The sequence below is a fragment of the Pinibacter aurantiacus genome (assembly GCF_019130065.1).
In the GTDB taxonomy this organism is placed as follows: Bacteria; Bacteroidota; Bacteroidia; order Chitinophagales; family Chitinophagaceae; genus Pinibacter; species Pinibacter aurantiacus.
This window is the reverse complement of sequence record NZ_JAHSPG010000012.1, coordinates 30393-49976: the sequence shown is the minus strand read 5'-3', so window position 1 is coordinate 49976 and position 19584 is coordinate 30393. Positions and strand designations below refer to the sequence as shown.

The following is a 19584-nucleotide window of genomic DNA, read 5'->3' as shown; positions in this document are numbered from 1 at the left end:
TTAACAGAGTTTTATTTTTCAGCATCGTCAATAGCGATATTCAAACTACTTCCAAAAAGGTTTAATTCAAGAAGGACGCTAAGGATTGAACGCCGCTATTACGCTCAATTTTTATTGTCCGAATGTTAACTCTTCCTGGTGAAACAACAATAAAGCAATGAACAGACAGATCGTTTTTATTACATTCCTTACTTTTTTTGTTAGTCATTTAGCAGCTCAGACAATTGCGCCTCTTGATCGTGTGGAACCTATGAATTGGTGGACCGGCATGCAAAATCCGAAATTGCAATTGCTCATTCATGGAAATAACATCGCTGCACGGGAAGTGCAGTTGAGCAATTATCCCGGCGTAACACTTGAGAAAATAAACAAAGTCGAAAATGCCAACTACCTCTTCGTCGATCTTGCGATAGCTGCTAACACACAGCCAGGAAGTTTTACCATCACATTCTTATCCAAAAACAAAAAAGATAAAAAGCTCACATACAATTACGAACTGAAAGCAAAAAACACAGGTGCAGTAAGAGCACAGGGTGTTACCAACAAGGATTTGATCTACTTAATCATGCCCGATCGTTTTGCAAACGGCGATAAAGCAAATGATATTGTTAAGGGCATGCGCGAGACGATTATTAATCGCGACTCAATGTTTTACAGGCATGGAGGTGATATCCAGGGTGTAATTGATCATTTGGACTACATCAAGGACCTTGGTATCACAACCATTTGGATGACCCCAGAAATTGAAAATGATATGCCGCATGCTTCCTATCACGGATATGCTGCTACAGATTTCTACAAAATTGATCCCCGCTATGGCTCCAACGATTTGTACAAAACATACGTTGACAAATGCCATGAAAAAGGACTTAAAGTAATTAAAGACGTTGTGCCCAATCACTGCGGCAGTGAAAGCTGGTTCATGCATGACCTACCAATGAAAGACTGGGTGCATGTATGGCCAACATACACACAAACAACTTATAAAGATCAGCCGGCAATGGACCCGCACAGAGCTGAGATGGACTGGAAGTTACAGGTTGACGGATGGTTTGTTCCCTCAATGCCGGACATGAACGAAAGCAACCCATATGTTGCAAACTACCTTACACAAAACTATATCTGGTGGATAGAGTATGCAGGAGTAGATGGTTTTAGAATAGACACTTATGCATACAATGATCTGCAGTTTATGGCAAACTGGATGACAGCGGTAAAGAACGAGTATCCTAAGTTTACCATCTTTGGTGAAACGCTTGTGCACTCAATCCCCAGCCAGGCTTTTTATTGCGAAGGAAATGTAATCAACCAGGGATTTGATACGAAACTTCCCGGTGTTACAGATGTGGCTGTTAAAGACGGCATCTATGAATCTTTAAATGGAAAATTCGGATGGATGGAAGGCGTGTCAAGCATTTACAACGTGCTTTCACAGGATTTTCTTTACAAAGATCCTACACGCAACCTCGTGTTCATGGACAACCACGACATGAGCCGTTATTACTCCATGGTAAAAGAGGACCTTAATAAATACAAAGCAGGATTGGCCATGCTGTTTACCACACGTGGCATTCCGGAAATATATTATGGCACAGAGGTACTGATGAAAAATTTCTCTGACCCCGATGGTAAAGTGCGTGAAGATTTTAAGGGCGGATGGTCCGAAGACAAGGTAAACAAATTCACAGCGCAGGGAAGAGACGAAAAAGAAAACGAAGCTTTCAACTTCATAAAAAAACTGGCAAACTACAGAAAAACAAGTGAGGCATTGCAAACAGGAAAGCTAATGCAGTATGTGCCTGAAAATAGCGTGTACGTTTACTTCCGTTATACAGATAACAAAACAGTTATGATCGTTTTCAACAGCAACGATAAAGAAGTGTCTTTAGCAACAAAACGCTTTGAAGAAAGGATTGGCAATCATAAAAGTGCAATGAACGTAGTTACCGATGCGACTATATCGAATATCGAAACGGTGAATGTGCCTGCAATGACGACGTTGGTGTTGGAGCTTAATTGAAGATTCCTGCCCGACTAAGTCATTCAGGCGGGGAAAGTTGAAAATTGAAAATGCTTTGGGTGTTAAATTCCTGAACAGCTTCAGTTATTCAGTTAATCAGTTATTCAGTTATTAAAACAGCCTTTGCGTGAAACAAAAAAATAGACATACATGAGTGAAACAGTAGCGAACGGAAAATATCCGATTTCAAATTTTAAATCCCAAAACATTACTGCGTGCATTTTTGATCTTGACGGTGTATTGGTAGATACGGCAGGTTATCACTACCAGGCATGGCGCGTAATGGCAAATGATTTAGGATTTGATTTCACAGAATTACAAAATGAAAAATTGAAAGGAGTAAGCAGGATCGATTCTTTGAAACTCATATTGGGTTGGGGAAATGTTACAAAAAGTGAAGAAGAGATGCTGTTTTTGGCGCAGAAAAAAAATGATGACTACCTGAAAATGATCGAGCAGATGACGCCTGAAAATTTGTTGCCGGGTGCATCTGACTTGTTGAAATATCTGAAAGCGAATAGTTACAAAGTGGCATTGGGATCAGCAAGCAAAAATGCAAAACTGATTCTTGATAAAACGGGTGTTCTGCCTTTATTCGATGCCATTGTTGATGGCAATATCGTAACAAGCTCAAAGCCCGATCCACAGGTGTTTTTGAAAGCAGCAGAATTACTAAATGAGCAACCTGAAAACTGTGTGGTATTTGAAGATGCGGAAGCGGGTGTGGAAGCGGCGCTCAGAGGTAAGATGCATGTGATCGGAATAGGCGATAAGGAGATACTTGGCGATGCAGACTTTGTTGTAAAATCTCTTGAAGAAATAGAATACAATAATTAAAAAGTAAAAAATCAAAAGTCAAAAACTGAGGTCCGCTCATTTTTTACGGTAGCTCCATTTTTAACTTTTGACTTTTAAATTTTGAATTTATAGCGCATGAAAGACTATATCATAAAAGACGAGTGGAATATTATTGAAGAAGGGTTTGATCCGGCTTTAAATAAGATATCAGAAAGTTTATTTAGCCTGGGCAATGGCCGCATGGGACAGAGAGGAAATTTTGAAGAAAAATATTCCGGTGAAACGTTGCAGGGAAATTATATAGCAGGCGTTTATTACCCCGATAAAACACGTGTGGGCTGGTGGAAAAATGGCTATCCTGAATACTTTGCAAAAGTATTGAATGCTGCTAACTGGATAGGCATAGATGTAGCAGTGGAAGGAGAAACACTCGATCTGCATACAAGCGCGGTTAAAGATTTTAAACGTGTGTTGAATATGAAGGAAGGCTATTTGCAAAGAAGCTTTGTAGCAACATTGCAAAGCGGAAAACAGATTGCTGTTGAAGCAACCCGTTTCTGCAGCATCATTAATGATGAAGCAGGAGTGATCAAATATGCAGTAACGCCACTCAACTTCAATGGCACCATAACTTTCAAACCTTTTATTGACGGAGACATTGCAAACCAGGATTCCAACTACGACGAAAAATTTTGGGATGAGGTAAACAAGGAAGTGTTGGCAGATAGTGCCTATGTCACATTACGCACAAAGAAAACAGCGTTTGAAGTTTGTACAGGCTCGAAGTTTGCCGTGGTGCAAAATGGTAATTCGATAAATGTACAGGTACATCAAATCAGTAAAGAAAAATTCGTTGGTCATTCATTTGATGTAGCTGTTAAAGCAAATGAAGAGACAGTTTTGTATAAATATGCAGCGAACGTTTCTTCACAGAATTATGCGAAAGAGAAACTGGTAGACCGTTGTAAAGAAGTTGTAGAAGATGTGTTTGCGCATGGTTTTGATAAAATGCTTGCACAACAAAAAGAAGCATGGGCGTACAAATGGAGCGAAAGTGACATTGTGATCGAAGGTGATGTGGCCGCACAACAAGCCATCCGGTTCAATATTTTTCAGTTAAATCAAACTTACACCGGTGAAGATGCTAGATTGAACATCGGGCCGAAAGGCTTTACAGGTGAGAAATACGGCGGTTCTACATATTGGGATACAGAAGCATATTGCGTTCCGTTTTATTTATCAACGGCAGACGCACAGGTTGCGAGGAACCTGTTGTATTACCGTTACCAGCAGCTTGGCAAAGCAATTGAAAATGCCGAAAAACTTGGCTTTACCAACGGTGCGGCGTTGTTTCCGATGGTAACGATCAATGGTGAAGAGTGTCACAACGAGTGGGAAATTACTTTTGAGGAAATTCACCGTAACGGTGCCATCGTCTATGCCATTTACAATTACACCCGTTATACCGGTGATACAACTTACATTAAAGATTACGGACTGGAAGTGTTGATTGGCATTGCTCGTTTCTGGGCACAGCGTGTAAACTGGAGCACAGACAAACTGCAATACGTAATGCTTGGTGTAACCGGGCCAAACGAATACGAAAACAATATCAACAACAACTGGTACACAAATTACCTTGCCAGCTGGTGTTTGCAATATGCAATCGAATCTATTGACACTGTAAAAAGTGCAGATGCAAGTCATTTCAATAACCTGGCTAAGCGTTTGCAGTTTAACGAATCAGCTGAAAAAGAAAAATGGTCGCATATTATCGATCACATGTATTATCCAGAAGACAAGCGCCTGGGCATTTACCTGCAACAGGACGGATACATGGACAAAGAACAAGTGCTGGTGAGGGATATTCCTGCATCACAAAGACCGATCAACCAAAAGTGGAGCTGGGACAGGATTCTGCGTTCATGCTTTATCAAACAGGCAGATGTTTTGCAAGGCATCTATTTCTTCGAAGAGAAGTTTGACGAGGAAGCCATTCGCCGCAATTTTGATTTCTACGAAGCGAGGACGGTACATGAAAGTTCATTGTCGCCTTGTGTGCATGCTATTCTTGCAGCAAAACTTGGTTATGAAGAAAAGGCTTATGAAATGTACCTGCGAACATCCAGACTTGATCTTGATGACTATAACAACGATACAGAAGACGGTTTGCACATCACATCGATGGCGGGTACGTGGATGAGCGTGGTGCAGGGCTTTGCGGGCATGCGCGTGTATGACGGGAAGCTTCATTTTAATCCGTTTATTCCAGGCAAATGGAAGTCATTCAGCTTCAATATTAATTTCCGTGGGGCTGTGTTGAGTGTTGAGATTAAGAAAGAGTATGTAAGAATAATAAACAGATCGGGCGTCGAGGTGTCTATTGTAGTACTTAAAAATGAGTATGTGTTGAAAGGCAATGATACAGTGGAAATTCAAGTGAGAGAGGAGGAAGTCATTAGGAATTGAAGTTCAAAATTTACCACTAAGACACTAAGTCTCACTAAGGGGACTCTGACCATGAAATCAGTGTAGATCCCTGCCCGAATAAATTCATTTCAGGCGGGAGTAAAATCAGCGTCATCTGCGTGCCAATAAAAAAATGAAACGAATCAGCTCCATATTATTATTGATTGTAGTGCTTACTGCATGCAATACGCCCGCTTCGAAAAACGAAAAGCAAGATGCTGCAAAAGATAGCTTACACAACAACAAGCTTATTGTTTATCAAATGTTCACCCGTTTGTTTGGTAATAAAAATACCACCAACAAATACTACGGTTCGGCAGAAGAAAATGGTGTAGGTAAGTTTAGCGACATAAACGACAAGGCGCTGGATTCTTTGAAAACACTGGGCATTACACATGTTTGGTATACAGGAGTAATTGAACATCCTTCCATGCAGGATTATTCTTCAGCCGGCATTCGGCAGGATGATCCTGATGTCGTGAAAGGCAAAGCCGGCTCTCCTTATGCGATCAAAGATTGTTATGATGTTGACCCCGATCTCGCAATTGACGTAAAAAACAGGATGCAGGAATTTGAATCGCTGGTGAAGCGTACACATGATCATGGTTTGAAAGTGATCATTGATTTTGTTCCGAATCATGTGGCACGTACTTATCATTCAGATGCTAAACCCGCTAATGCTGCTGATTTTGGAGCGAATGATGATGTTACAAAAACATTTTCTACACAAAATGATTTTTACTACATCACGGGAAAATCATTTATCGTACCCAAAGGTGTAAATGCCGGCGGTAGTGATTTCAAGAGCCCGCTTAAGGACAATAAGTTTGCAGAAACACCGGCAAAAGCAACAGGTAATAATGTGTTTAGCGAAGCGCCATCAATCGACGACTGGTATGAAACCATAAAATTAAACTATGGTGTTGACTATAAGAACGGCGAAGCAAAACATTTCGATCCGCAGCCTTCAGTATGGCTAAAAATGCGCGATATACTGGTGTTTTGGGCAAATAAGCATGTTGATGGATTCCGCTGCGATATGGCCGAAATGGTGCCGGTTGAGTTTTGGGAATGGGTAATTCCACAAGTGAAAAAAGTGAATCCTCAAATCGTTTTCATTGCAGAAATATACAATCCGAAAGTATATCAGCAATACCTCACCCAGGGAAAATTTGATTATTTATACGACAAGGTTGGTTTGTACGACGCCGTGAAAAGGCTCATTAAAAATGATTCACTCGCAAACACAGAGGACATTGTAAACCTTGCCAACGCTGACAGTGCGATTTCAAACAACCTGCTGCGCTTCCTTGAAAATCACGACGAAGAAAGAATTGCGTCAAAAGGATTTGCCCAAAAAGGAGAGAGCGGAATACCAGGAATGATAGTGGCTGCAACACTTTCCGGTGGTCCTGCCATGATTTATTTCGGACAGGAAGTAGGAGAGCATGGTGATGGTAAAGAGGGGTTTGGTGGCGAAGATAGCCGTACAACATTGTATGATTATTGGGGCGTTCCAGCCCACCAGGCATGGATGAACAATGGGGCATTTGATGGCAAAGGTTTGTCGGAGGATCAAAAGAAATTGCGGTCATTTTACGCTACACTACTCAACTATAGCAAAAACAGTGATGCTATTAAATACGGCAAGTTATCAGTAGTTACAAGTGAAGGGCTTGACAAGAAATCGATCGCTTACGTTCGCAACGCGGGAGATAAAATTGTTTTGGTAGTCGTGAATTTTAACCGCGACAAAGCCCTCAGTCTGAATGTGCAGCTGCCAGCCAATTTGCTTGACAAAAAAAGCGGCAAAAGCACTATTCTAAAAGAAGTTTTGACTCATCAAAATATTGAAATAAATGATTTCTCAAAAGGAATTCCCGTAAAGGTTTCGCCGATGAATGGAGTTATATTTGAAGTAGAATAAAATCATTTAACGAAAAGCGCCGTATGAAACGAAGCATAACAATTTCTCACAACTTGAAATGTCTATGCGTAGTTCCATCCGACTAAAGTAATCGCCGCGACAGCGGCAATAAAAAAGATACGGATGAAAAATATAACAGAGAAACCGTTGCTAACAACCCGCCAGATATTCAACATGAGCGTTGGATTTTTGGGAATACAATTTGGGTTTGCCTTGCAAAATGGAAATGCCTCACGCATTCTTCAAACCTTTGGTGCCGATGTAGAACACCTTTCATTATTTTGGCTGGCAGCGCCGGTTACAGGCATGATCGTTCAACCCATCATTGGCCACTACAGCGACAGAACGTGGAACAGGTTGGGAAGAAGACGACCTTATTTTTTAGTCGGTGCAATTCTAACAGCATTGGCATTGATATTAATGCCCAATTCTTCTGTGCTCGCAACCTTTATGCCTGCAATATTCGTAGGGGCGGGTTTGCTTATGATCATGGATGCTTCTATCAACGTAGCGATGGAACCATTCAGAGCCCTGGTGGCAGACAATCTTCCAGATAGTCAGCGCAGTGTAGGCTTCTCGATTCAAACATTTCTTATCGGTATAGGCGCGATCGTTGGATCTGCGCTGCCTTATATTCTGGCAAAATATTTCCATGTTCCTGAAACGGACAATCCCGGCGTAGTGCCCACCAATGTTAAGTTGTCATTTTACATTGGTGCCGCTGTTTTGATCTCTGCTATACTCTGGACAATTTTTACCACTAAAGAATATTCTCCTGAAGAACACGCAAAGTTTTTTCCAGAAGAAGAAACACAACATGCTCAAGGGTTGTCTGCCATCTTCACGGATTTTAAACTGATGCCAAAAACCATGAAGCAACTTGGCCTCGTTCAATTCTTTTCATGGTTTGCATTGTTCTCTATGTGGGTGTACACAACACCTGCAATTGCGCAGCATTTCTACAATGTACAGCCGGGCGACACTTCTTCGAAAGCCTATGCAGATGCCGGCAATTGGGTGGGCGTATTGTTCAGCGTGTACAATGGAGTGGCAGCGGGTTACGCCTTGTTGTTGCCCGCCATTGCCAAAAGAACAAGCAGAAAAAAAACACACGCGTTTTCACTATTGATGGGTGGATTTGGGTTGCTTTCATTTTTCATTATAAAAGACCCCAAGTTTCTTGTTGTTCCGATGGTGGGAATCGGCCTTGCATGGGGAAGTATCCTTGCCATGCCTTATGCCATCTTAGCGGGTTCGTTGCCAGCGAAAAAGATTGGTGTTTACATGGGCATCTTCAATTTCTTTATCACGTTTCCTCAAATTATAAATGGATTTTTTGGCGGCTGGCTCGTAAAACACATTTACGGTGGACATGCAATTTATTCAATCATCATAGCCGGTGTGTCGCTGGTGCTGGGCGCTATTTCTGTGTTGTATGTAAAGGATGAAAAGAAGAAGATGACGGTAGTGCCGGGTGTGGTGCCGATTGAGATTAATTAAGAATTAAGAATTAAGAATTAAGAATGCAAGTATATCGCACCTAATTCATCACCATTGGTTTCTTTCAAGTGGATGAAGAAAAAACAATAACGATCAATTGCCAGCCTAACAACCAACAACTGCTAACGAACAACGAACAACGAACAACTAACAACTACGAACTCAAAACTTATAACTCACAACTCATCTGCCATGAAGAAATTTTATCTGCTCCTGTTAGTGTTTGTTCTTGCATATGCACCGGCTTGTAAAAAGTCGGATGCAGGTGGAGGCGGCAATCCGTCCGATACAACACATCCTTCGAACCCGGTAACGGAAACGGGTTTGCTTACTTGGACTCCGCCATTTCCAACTGATACGGGAGCCATTACCATAACATTGGATGCTTCAAAAGGCAATGCAGGTTTAAAGGGGTATGGTGGCGACGTTTACATCTATACGGGGGTAGTTACTGATCAAAGCAATGGCGGGTGGAAATACGTTGCAAGCTCTTCATTCAATACGGCAGATCCAAAATCAAAAACGACATCTCTTGGCAATGATAAGTACCAGATAACTTTAAGGCCACGCAGTTTTTACAACGTACCTTCAGGTGAAAAAATCTTAAAGCTGGCATTGTTGTTCCGCAATGCAGATGGCAGCCTTGTAGCACGCAATACGGATGGCAGCGACATGTTCATCAACATCTACGACGCCAGTAAGTTGCAGGTAAGATTTACTTCACCGGAATTTGCACCGAAATTTACACCAGAGCCCGTATTGCAGACGCAAATGACGGGCGATGAAATCAGTGTGTCTGCTGTTTCCTCTCAGGCTTCCAGTTTAACCATTTCATTAAACGGCGCAAGCTTTGCGACAGCCAGCAATACAACTACTGTAAGTGGCAAGACAAAGTTGACATTAGGAGGTACGCAAACGGTAAAAGTTACTGCGACTGCGAACGGACAAACTGCCGAAACAACCTATACATTTGTAAGTGCAGGAACAGTTGAGATAGCTGCGCTGCCTTCAGGCGCAAAGGATGGCGTTACCTTCATTAACAACGGAACCTCTGCAATTTTAAATATTTATGCACCTGATAGAAAGTTTGGCTACGTAATTGGTGACTTCAATAACTGGCAGGCAGATCCAAAATATTTCATGAAGAAAACACCCGATGGCACACGCTGGTGGGTGCAGGTTGATAACCTTGATGCAAACAAATATTACACCTATCAATACCTCGTAGATGGTACGCTGAAAGTGGCAGATCCTTATTGCGAGTTGATCCTGGATCCCGATAATGATAAATACATTAGTTCGGAAACGTTTCCCAATATGCCGTCTTACCCTACTGGAAAAGCAACTGGCATTGTAAGTGTGATGCAGGCAACTCCGCAGCAATACAACTGGCAGGTTTCCAACTTTACAAGACCCGATAAAAAAGACCTGGTTATTTATGAACTGCATGTGCGTGATTTTATTGGGGCACATAATTACCAGACGTTGAAGGATACACTGACTTATCTTACAAGGTTGGGTGTAAACGCAGTAGAATTGATGCCTGTTACAGAGTTTGAAGGCAACTCAAGCTGGGGGTATAATCCTGATTTTTATTTTGCTGCCGATAAATACTATGGACCCAAAACAGCGCTGAAAGCTTTTATTGATGAGTGTCACAAAAAGGGAATTGCCGTAATTCTCGACATGGTGTTGAATCATTCATTTGGTCAATCTCCAATGGTGCAATTGTATTTTGATGGTACTGCACAAAAGCCTGCAGCTAACAGTCCCTGGTTCAATGTAAACCCAACGCACCCGTACAACGTGGGTTACGACTTTAACCATGAAAGTGCGGCCACGAAATATTTTGTAAAAAATGTATTGCAGTTCTGGATGCAGCAATACAAAGTGGACGGATTCAGGTTTGACCTTTCGAAAGGCTTTACCGAAAACATGAGCTCCAATGATGCCGATTTTGCCAAGTATGACGCAAGCCGCGTAGCCATTTGGAAAGAATACAACAATTTTATAAAAAACATCGATCCAAACTTTTATGTAATTCTTGAACACTTTGCAGTTGATATGGAGGAGCAGGCTCTTTCCGCTGAGGGCATGATGTTGTGGAACAATACGAATTACAATTTTAACCAGGCAACAATGGGTTATACTACAGACTGGGATTTTTCACGCATCTTTTACGACAAGCATGGATTTACCCAACCATATAATCTTGTAACGTACATGGAAAGTCATGATGAAGAAAGACTGCAGTATAAGAACGAACAATATGGTAATTCTTCCGGCGCATACAGCACTAAAGATCTTGCAACAGGTTTGAAGCGCCAGCAAATGGCCGCAGCATTTTTGTTCTCCTCTCCAGGCCCTAAAATGATTTGGGAGTTTGGAGAAGTAGGCTACGATGTTTCTATCAACCAGGGTGACAGAACAGGAGAGAAGCCACCGCATTGGGAATACCAAGGTAATCCGGACAGGCAAGCATTGTACAATGTGTTTGCAAAAATGATACGATTGAAAACAAAGAACGCCGTATTTGCGACAAGCAATTTTCAATATGATTTGAGCGGAGCGGTTAAAAATATTAAACTCAATGGCACCGACGCCAATGTGGTTGTAGTGGGGAATTTTGACGTGAATCCACAAACAGCGAATATCACGTTCCCTTCATCTGGCACATGGTATGATTGCTTAACTGGTGCAACAATCACATTGGGCAGTACATCATATACCGCAACGTTAACGCCCGGCGAATATCATGTATACAGCAGCAAGGTACTGAACCAGTAAAATATTTGTCCCTATCTGGTTAGCTATTACCGTAGATCATTGGATCAGGTAATAGCTTTTTTGTTTTGAAGATAGGCACACAGATAACACTGATTAAACTGATTTACAGAGATTTTTGGTGTGCGTGTCTAACTCTCCACTCTCCACTCTCAATTCTCAATTCTCAACTCCCTTAAGAGTTTCCTCTTATTAATTAATCACTACGCCGGGAATATATTTGCAAATATTATTTGATGGCATGAGCAGAAAGCTTCTCAGGGAATTTTCGATCGTTGATTATTTTTTAAGTATCCTATACAGAGTAATGTTGGTGGGTGTTATGATATTGTCATCTATGCATTATGATGAAAATCCCACCGCGTTTTGGATAATTGGTTTTTTGTGTTTTCTGCCATTAATTGTCATTGGTAGCGATGAAATAATAGTGTATGAAAATAAGGTAGTGCAAAAGAAGAATTCGTTAGTGTCCTTGCTCAAAATACAGGAGAGGGTTTACTATATCGATGATATGAGTTTCGCCACATTAAGCGTTCCAAAAGAATCGACAACCGGCGAAATAGCTGGAGCCGTTGTAATGACGCTGCTCTTGCCCATGAATCGTGTGAGCAATAAAACCAGAAATCCGATCATATTCAGACTTGTCAACGGAAGAACCGTATACTTTTTGACCCGCATTTCTCCCGCACGGATGCAGAAGGTTGTAGACACCGTAAATGAACTCATCTATCAAAAAGAAAATGGATCCAGCCGCTGGGGAAATGTGGATGAGTATTTGAAAGATATAAATTGAATGCTAAAAATCTTGCATCACGCAACACTTTCTTTTTTTTAGCTGTCCTGCCTGAAATATCTCTAAACCATTTGCTGCAAAGCGCCCATGAAGTATATACAAATTGTTCTCTGTCTCATATTGTCGACAAGTGCCTTTTCTCAGAAACCGATTCAGTTAAAATTTTGTCCGCTTGCACTCGTGGATGACGTAAGTTTTCCAACGATTCAAGCAGGTGTAGAATACCGGTTGTCAAACACAATGAGTTGGTACAATGAACTGGGAGTAAAGTATCGTGAGAGTTACATTAACAAAACTGACACAACCTTTATTAACCCTCGAGGTTTTAAACTGAAAACCGAGCTGCGGTATTATTTTCCGGCGACAAAGCAACGGAGGTTAAAAAACGCTTATCTGGCAGTAAATGCATTTTATACAAACGATCACCACAACACACAAGTCGAATATGTTGTCGATAGCTTGAAAGAAGCCACTGATGTTTTTGCAGTTAAGAAAAACGTACTTGGACTTAATCTGGTTTTTGGACAACAAAAGATGCTCTCCAGGCGATTCGGCTGGGATTTTTATTGCGGTGTTGGTTTTCGTTACAGAATGATTAAAACCGAAAACCAGGAATTCAACAAAGATTACTATTCCATTATTACCCCGGTTGATGTCAATATTCCTTCGTTAAAGGAAGAGATAGACGCAAACGGCGGCAATACCTTTGCGCCCAATATCACGGCTGGAATCAGGTTGATTTATGTATTGAAATAAGTGCGTTCAACAATGAGTTTAAAGTAAGGTCACCTGTATCTTCGTTCCCACAACTTATACCAGTGTTTGTTCTTAGGGTATTTTCTATGACTCGTAAGGTTATTAAAAATCATGGCGACGGTAAACAGGATCAGAACACCTGTTAGAACAGGGCTCAACACATACAGGTAGCCAAGGCTGTGAATTTTATCGGAACCAATGTTTGCAATAAGTGCCGTAGCACCTCCGGGCGGATGCAGTGTTTTGGTGATCTGCATTAAAATAATGGCGAACGAAACCGACAAGCCTGCCGACAACCAAAGAGAATCCGGAAGCAATTTGTGAAAAGTAACGCCCACCAACGCAGAGACTACATGCCCCCCAATTAAATTTCGCGGTTGAGAAAACGGGCTATTGATGATGCCGTAGATCAGCACAGCAGAAGCTCCAAACGAACCGATAAGGAAGACGTTATCGTTGAGAGTGAAGTATTTACTGTGGATCAATCCAATCAAGCCTATTGCTGTAAAAGAGCCAAGAAATGTCCATAAGTGCTCCTTAAAATCAACCAGGGTTTCTTTGTAAACAATAAATCTCGCGAGCCTGTAATGTTTTTTTAATTTCTTTTTCATCTTTGGTAATGGGCACAAAAATAAATAAAGCCGGGAGTTTTATGATCAAAATCATGTTTTCTCTTTTACAACAAAGGCACAGCTTGAAAACTGTGCCTTTGAATGTTGCCTGTAAAAAAGGTTTATCAATGTTTTGAAGGATCATTTACGGCACCAGCGAATAAGATGCTGCCTGTTTGTTTTTCCATTATCAGGTACAGGAATGGATGATCCAACTTGAATTCCTGCGGCGGGCCGGCAGACATTATACCTGCACCTGCTGCTGTCACCGCTGCGGCCTCCGTTCCATCTTCGCTTACCTTGATATACGTTTTATGAACTACGCGAGTGAGCTGCACCGGTATGGGATACATTTTTGAAAAATCTGCACTGCTGGAAAATGCATTACCCATTCCCATGTCGCTTAAAATGTATTTGAAATTTTTCACTTGATACGAGTACTCCCATTTTGGTACGGTAATAAGAAGCTTCCAGCTTGGTGCGGTCTTCAAATTTTCGGCAAATGCATCCAGGTCGAAAGAAGCAGCAAAATTCTGGATGGATTGCTGGGGATCATGTGGCATTAATACAAACATACTAAAGCCTTTACCAGAACCGTAGGGTAACTCCAGGCCAGAGTATGTGTCTGAATGAAGGTAATTAGTTGTAAACTCGGCAGACATAAAAGGAACGGATGGTTTGCTTTTATCCGCGGCATAAAAAATATCGTTATGGGTGCTTGATGACTTAAAGCCATTTTTCCATGTGCCATAAAAGTAAATCGCGTTAATGAGGAACATCACCTCGCCAGCGTCTATTTGATCTATGATTTTGTTGATTTTGCCTTTTGTATTGCTTGAAACCCAATCATTAATTGTAGAGATAGCGGAAGGCGAAGAGAAATCAAGCCCTTTTGAAGTAGCCTTGTAATAAGTGGATGTTGCATCCAGGAACGAATTTAAAGGAGCAACCGTGCTATTTGTGTACCACACTGAGTTGGCAATGCTAAGAGCAACTTTGCCGTCTTCCTGGGGCATTTGTGTAACAACGGCCTGGCAAACTTTATTTACGTCATCAATAGTTATTCCTTTAATGGCGAGTGCTTGTTCAATTGCCGCTTTTGTTTGTCCGTCTGCGCCGTTGTACGCCATCGCAAGGCACAGGTAAACGCTCAGAGGAGAAATAAGTGTATTGGAATTGCTGTTTTCCGCTTGTAGCTGCCTGTTGAAAAGATTGAAGGCAAATTCGTTTTGCCCGGTCACAACGGTGGTTGTGTTTTCAGGCAGTTTCAGGTCATTGAAATAATCGGAAGAATCATCCTTTTTACATGCGGTAACCGCAACGACTGCAAATAGCAGGAGGGTAATTTTTAGGAGACTTTTTTTCATAACAAGGGCGTATTTGGGGCATGACCACGTTTTTGTCGAAAACGTTGCGCAGGTAAATTGAATCTTTGTTACACCCGAGTTTAATTTTCAACCAAGCCCATGATGCGGAAAAGGGCGAATTCGAATCGCCCCTAACCAATTTCATGTTTCATTTCGGCGGTGCAAAAGTCTGTTCATCCGCCGATGGGCCATAGATCGAAGGCACGGCGATATCGTTCAAACGCATGTACACAGTGAGTTGCCCGCGGTGGTGCACCCAGTGGTTGAGCGTGGTACTAACGTCTACAATTTTCGGCGCCGTGTATAACACGTTTCCATTTGTCTTTAGTGAAAAATTGGTTGAATTCAACTCTTCATCATTTGTGCCTTGCAATGCGCTTCTTGCCGCTTCCATATTCTTCTCGAAAAAATTTACCACTTCCTCTGTCGTTTTGGGAGATTCATGTTTGAAAGTAGCGAAATCAATTTCGCTGTCTACGATCATATGTTTGATCCACAAAGGAATTTCTGCTACCAGCAAAGTAAGGTAGCCTAACTGCATTGATTTAGGATGAGGTTTGAATTCAAACAAAGATTCAGGAATCCTTTCGAGGCAGGCGCGTGTTGCCTTATACTCACTGTTGAGCTCCTGCAAAAAGCCTTCTGTTCTTATCTTGCTCATACGTTTTTTCTTACAAAATAGAAAAAGGGCAAGAGAAATAAAAAGGCTATTTATACACCAAAACCTGATGTCGAAATGAAAATGTATGTGTTTGAAAATCAGTTTACTTCTTCCCTTAGCATTTTTTTTATCAAGGCAATTTGCCCTAAGTGGTAGTGGCAGTGCTCGATGATGCCATGAATATTTCTATAATAGTTTCCATACTTTTCATCTTCGAAAGCTTCGCCAAGTTTTTGCTCTGGCAATTGTTCAATTGCGGCCGCAAAATTCTCAGCGTCTTCAAAAGCTTTGCTCATCAGTTTTGCCCAATCTTCCGGCGAAGCAATAGGAGGGCAGTCAAAACTGAATTTATCGCTGGCATTTAATTTTTCTCCCTGAAAAACCTTCAGCACAACGTCTACATAATAGTTTGTGTGAAACACGAGTGTGGCAATGGTATTGAGAGAATTGAATTTGGTAATGGCTTCCTCCCAGGAAACGTCCGCAAGTGTGTCCTTGAAGTTTACCGAGGTCCAGTTACCTCCAAAATATACGTCTTTAAAGTGTTTGGCAATTTGTTGTGTAAAGTTCATAAGGCTAATGTTGAGCAATTTTTCGAGATTGTCAACAGTGATAATTTAAAAATGTAGAGACGCATTGAATGCGTCTCAGCAACGTTTTGCTGTAGCATTTTTGCGAACAGCATTTTGTGCAGGGAGACGCGTTCAACGCGTCTCTACAGCGAGCGTGGCTGTTACGCATTTAACAACGTCGCGATATCAAATTTAGACATCTTCATAAACGCCTCCACAACTCTTGGCGATTTTTCAGGATCGGCCATGAGCTTATGAAGCACCGTTGGCACTATTTGCCATGACACACCATATTTGTCATCCAACCAACCACATTGGTCGTATCTTCCGTCCTTGCCTAATTTTTCCCAGTAATGATCTATCTCTTCCTGTGTGTCGCATTCAACAACAAATGAAGTTGCAGGAGTGAATTTGTATTTCGGGCCGCCATTCAGTGCCATAAATTTATTGCCATTCAATTCAAACAAACTCACGAAAGGATTTTCAGAAATGATTTTGGAGTCTTTGAAAATAGAGCAATAATATTTTGCCGCTTCAGATGCTTTGCCATCGAACCAAAGACATGGATACATTTTGTTTGTCATTGTGTGTTGTTTTATTAATGCCAAAATTAGAACTGGCCGTAAAATAAAAATAGAACAAAGCCGACAAAATCAGATGAGTCAATCTGCTGTGCCGAAGTTCAAATATTCCTTTGGTGTAAGATTGGTAAATTCTTTGAATGCGCGGATAAAGTGGCTTTGATCCGAATAGTTGTTTCTGAAAACAATGTCTGACAAGCTTCTAAATTGTCTTTTGTTAAGTTGCTCAAATGCTGTGTTGAATTGGGCAATGCGGCGGTATTGATTAGGTGAAACACCAATGTTATTTTCAAACATTCGCTGAAAAGTCCGCTCGGTTATATACAACTCTTTTTGCACTTTGATCAACGCGTCCTTATTGGGATTTTGAGCAATTTTTTCGGTAACGTATTTTATAATCTGAGCATCTTTTTTTGATTTTGCAGCAAGGCCGAGCACATACTTGTTTATCAAGGCAAGCATTTCTTTAGTGGTAGTAGCGTTTAGCAATTGCTCTTGCAGATTATTTGCCACGGAAGATGTAAGGGATCGTAAATCGCCTGGTTTATCAGTAAGCTCGTTTGCTTCAATGTTAAATAAAGAAGTTAGTACAAATGGTTTAAAAAAATAAGCGATCAGCGTGAAATTTTCGGTAAGCGTAATAGTATCTGGCAATACTGTTTGCCCAAACAGGGTAAGATAATTTGAGTGGTTGTTTATTTTTCCTTTTGCAGATTGAAACAGCAGCGTAGGCATACCGTTGGCAAACAATGGTAAAATGAAAGGCGTCTTTACTTCATAATTTTCAATTACGAGAATGCTTTGCACATACTCCGCAATTTCTCTATCAGGTAAAAGATAGGCGACTTTCATGAAGACGAAGGTAGTGCGAATAGTCGAATAACTGAGTAACTGAGTAACTGAATAACTGAGAGGCTGTAGCGTCATGATGATAATGAATAAAGACAACTTTTAATTCAAAGCCTTTCTAATATCACTAAGGCACTAAGGGCACCAAGCTGCACTGAGAGAAACCCTTAGTGAAACTTGTGCCCTTAGTGCCTTAGTGGTGAAAGAAAATCTTAAGCATTGTGGCGTTCTTATTTCTCCAAAAACATTGCCGTCTGCTTTCGCAAAACGGCAATGTTTGTATTATTTCTCAAACTAATAGAAGATCCAATCTAGCAGTACATCTTCCCCTCTCAAGTTCAGTTATTCAGTTACTCAGTCATTCAGTTATTAATAATAGAACTGTTCCGAAATAATCTGCCCATCCCTTACTTCGTACATCATTAATTCATCGATAACAATTCTGCCAAATCCTTTTACTGTAATATCAACTTTACGTCCTACTACAAAATGATTCTCTGCAACAATAGGAGCGGTGGTGTAACGATGATGTGCCTGTTCCACTCTCGAAACCCAATCCATTCCTTTTTTGCGAACGGCTTCCTTGCCTTCCGCATAGCCAAAGTAAGGTGAGTTTTCCGGATCAATGCTTATCACATCATCGGAAAAAAGTTCCGTCTGAATTTCAAACCATTTCTCCTGTTGCGCCAGTTCATTGAACCTGGCTGCTATTTCTTTCGTAGTCATTGCTACGCCTATTTCTTCTTTCATAAAATTTGTTTGATGCTGGTTAATGGTGTTGTTATGTTTTCGTTTATTGTTGTGACTCCCATTTTTCAGTCAGCTCTGCATTAAAGCCACCTTCTTTGGGATTAGGTTCTCCCTTGCCTGCAGTGATCAGGTCATGCAGGCTCTCCTGTACATAGTGCGTCCATGCTTCCTGGCAAATGTCATAGCATTCACAGGCAGGCACCAGGCCCTCGTGCGTGAACGTAAGCTGTGTTTGATTACCTTTTGATGCAATGTCAAAGATGACCCTTGAGTCCGTTAACTCGCTTGTATCCTTTGTGAATTTGAAATAGTTTTTCAGCATATGCCAAACCACTCTTTTGTTGGGAACTACTTCTTCGAGTTTTATTTTAGCAGTGTGTGCATCTTCGTAATGATAGTCGAAAACATCATTCTGTTTTTCTGTACCTCCATTGATGTTTTCTGACCACCAGCCGCGAACATTGTTCACTGCATTGAAAACCTCTTTTGGCGTTTGTTCCACAAGAATTGTTGTGGTGAAATCTTTTGGTGTCATGGTTGTTATTTGTTGTTATTAAACTGGATAAGATTGAAGTGCCAGACGTGTAAAACCTAGTGTTGTGTTTGTTTTTCAGCTTCTTTCTTTTCTGGCTGGCCCTTGCCTGTGGTAATGAGGTTGTACAAGCTTCCATTGATGTACATGCCCCAGGCATTAGAGCAATCTTTGTAGCACTCTGCACCCGGCATCAGTCCAACGTGTGTGAACAGCAATTGTGTTTTGTCGCCGTGTTTAGAAATCTCAAAAATGATCTGTGTGTTTGTCCATTCTTGTTTATCGTGCACAAAACTGAGTTTGCTTTCTGTTACAAGCCATACAACTTTTTTGTCAGGAACAACTTCAATCAGTTTTTGTTTTGAATAATGAACGTCTTCGAACTGTACAGTGAACTCGTCGTTCAATTTAGAAGAGCTGCCTTTCAAGTTTTCCGTCCACCACTTGGTAACGGCGTTCACTGCATTGAAAACTTCATTCGGAGATTGATTGACCTCAATTGAAACGCTAAAATTTTTATTGTTCATATAGTGTTGATTTGTTGTTCCCAGTAGTATTGTCGGGAACGAAGTGATTAAATAAAGGATGTTGAATAATGTTATCATGATGATGAA

The 19584-nt window shown here is 41.1% G+C and carries 17 protein-coding genes; 8 read left to right on the top strand and 9 right to left on the bottom strand.

Annotated features, from left to right (window positions below; genetic code table 11):
- Window positions 1–157: 157 nt before the first annotated feature.
- The 8 genes from KTO63_RS14660 (at window position 158) to KTO63_RS14625 (ending at window position 13047) form a co-directional block, all read left to right on the top strand.
- A complete protein-coding gene (locus tag KTO63_RS14660; protein WP_217792088.1) occupies window positions 158–2020 on the top strand; it encodes a glycoside hydrolase family 13 protein in 1863 nt (620 codons plus the stop codon).
- Window positions 2021–2170: 150 nt separating this feature from the next.
- On the top strand, window positions 2171–2857 hold the full coding sequence (gene pgmB, locus KTO63_RS14655; RefSeq protein WP_217792087.1) for a beta-phosphoglucomutase: 687 nt from the start codon (window positions 2171–2173) through the stop codon (window positions 2855–2857).
- A 96-nt stretch (window positions 2858–2953) separates the two neighbouring features.
- A complete protein-coding gene (locus KTO63_RS14650) occupies window positions 2954–5287 on the top strand; it encodes a glycoside hydrolase family 65 protein (protein WP_217792086.1) in 2334 nt (777 codons plus the stop codon).
- 133 nt (window positions 5288–5420) lie between these two features.
- A complete protein-coding gene (locus KTO63_RS14645; RefSeq protein ID WP_217792085.1) occupies window positions 5421–7214 on the top strand; it encodes an alpha-amylase family protein in 1794 nt (597 codons plus the stop codon).
- Between the two features lie 123 nt (window positions 7215–7337).
- Window positions 7338–8714: an MFS transporter gene (locus tag KTO63_RS14640; protein ID WP_217792084.1), complete on the top strand. Its 1377-nt coding sequence runs from the start codon at window positions 7338–7340 to the stop codon at window positions 8712–8714.
- 192 nt (window positions 8715–8906) lie between these two features.
- A complete protein-coding gene (locus KTO63_RS14635) occupies window positions 8907–11501 on the top strand; it encodes a DUF4961 domain-containing protein (RefSeq protein WP_232373189.1) in 2595 nt (864 codons plus the stop codon).
- A 238-nt stretch (window positions 11502–11739) separates the two neighbouring features.
- Window positions 11740–12291 (top strand): hypothetical protein, encoded by a 552-nt coding sequence (locus tag KTO63_RS14630; protein ID WP_217792083.1) that lies wholly within the window; start codon window positions 11740–11742, stop codon window positions 12289–12291.
- Between the two features lie 87 nt (window positions 12292–12378).
- Window positions 12379–13047 carry a DUF3575 domain-containing protein gene (locus tag KTO63_RS14625; protein ID WP_217792082.1) on the top strand — a complete coding sequence of 223 codons (669 nt, stop codon included), beginning with the start codon at window positions 12379–12381 and terminating at the stop codon, window positions 13045–13047.
- Between the two features lie 29 nt (window positions 13048–13076).
- Here the strand turns inward: KTO63_RS14625 and KTO63_RS14620 are convergent, their stop codons facing one another.
- From KTO63_RS14620 to KTO63_RS14580, 9 genes are all read right to left on the bottom strand, one after another.
- Complete coding sequence (locus KTO63_RS14620) at window positions 13077–13658, bottom strand: HPP family protein (protein ID WP_217792081.1); 582 nt, start codon at window positions 13656–13658, stop codon at window positions 13077–13079.
- Window positions 13659–13783: 125 nt separating this feature from the next.
- On the bottom strand, window positions 13784–15025 hold the full coding sequence (locus tag KTO63_RS14615; RefSeq protein ID WP_217792080.1) for a serpin family protein: 1242 nt from the start codon (window positions 15023–15025) through the stop codon (window positions 13784–13786).
- Between the two features lie 148 nt (window positions 15026–15173).
- Window positions 15174–15686: a DinB family protein gene (locus tag KTO63_RS14610; protein WP_217792079.1), complete on the bottom strand. Its 513-nt coding sequence runs from the start codon at window positions 15684–15686 to the stop codon at window positions 15174–15176.
- A gap of 98 nt (window positions 15687–15784) precedes the next feature.
- Window positions 15785–16258 carry a DinB family protein gene (locus KTO63_RS14605; RefSeq protein ID WP_217792078.1) on the bottom strand — a complete coding sequence of 158 codons (474 nt, stop codon included), beginning with the start codon at window positions 16256–16258 and terminating at the stop codon, window positions 15785–15787.
- 161 nt (window positions 16259–16419) lie between these two features.
- Complete coding sequence (locus tag KTO63_RS14600; protein WP_217792077.1) at window positions 16420–16842, bottom strand: VOC family protein; 423 nt, start codon at window positions 16840–16842, stop codon at window positions 16420–16422.
- Window positions 16843–16920: 78 nt separating this feature from the next.
- The gene (locus KTO63_RS14595; protein ID WP_232373187.1) at window positions 16921–17691 is read right to left on the bottom strand and encodes a helix-turn-helix domain-containing protein; all 771 of its coding nucleotides are present in this window, start codon (window positions 17689–17691) and stop codon (window positions 16921–16923) included.
- Window positions 17692–18057: 366 nt separating this feature from the next.
- Window positions 18058–18438 (bottom strand): SnoaL-like domain-containing protein, encoded by a 381-nt coding sequence (locus KTO63_RS14590; protein ID WP_232373186.1) that lies wholly within the window; start codon window positions 18436–18438, stop codon window positions 18058–18060.
- A gap of 43 nt (window positions 18439–18481) precedes the next feature.
- Window positions 18482–18973: an SRPBCC family protein gene (locus KTO63_RS14585; protein WP_217792075.1), complete on the bottom strand. Its 492-nt coding sequence runs from the start codon at window positions 18971–18973 to the stop codon at window positions 18482–18484.
- Between the two features lie 56 nt (window positions 18974–19029).
- Window positions 19030–19575: an SRPBCC family protein gene (locus tag KTO63_RS14580; RefSeq protein WP_232373185.1), complete on the bottom strand. Its 546-nt coding sequence runs from the start codon at window positions 19573–19575 to the stop codon at window positions 19030–19032.
- Window positions 19576–19584: the final 9 nt, after the last annotated feature.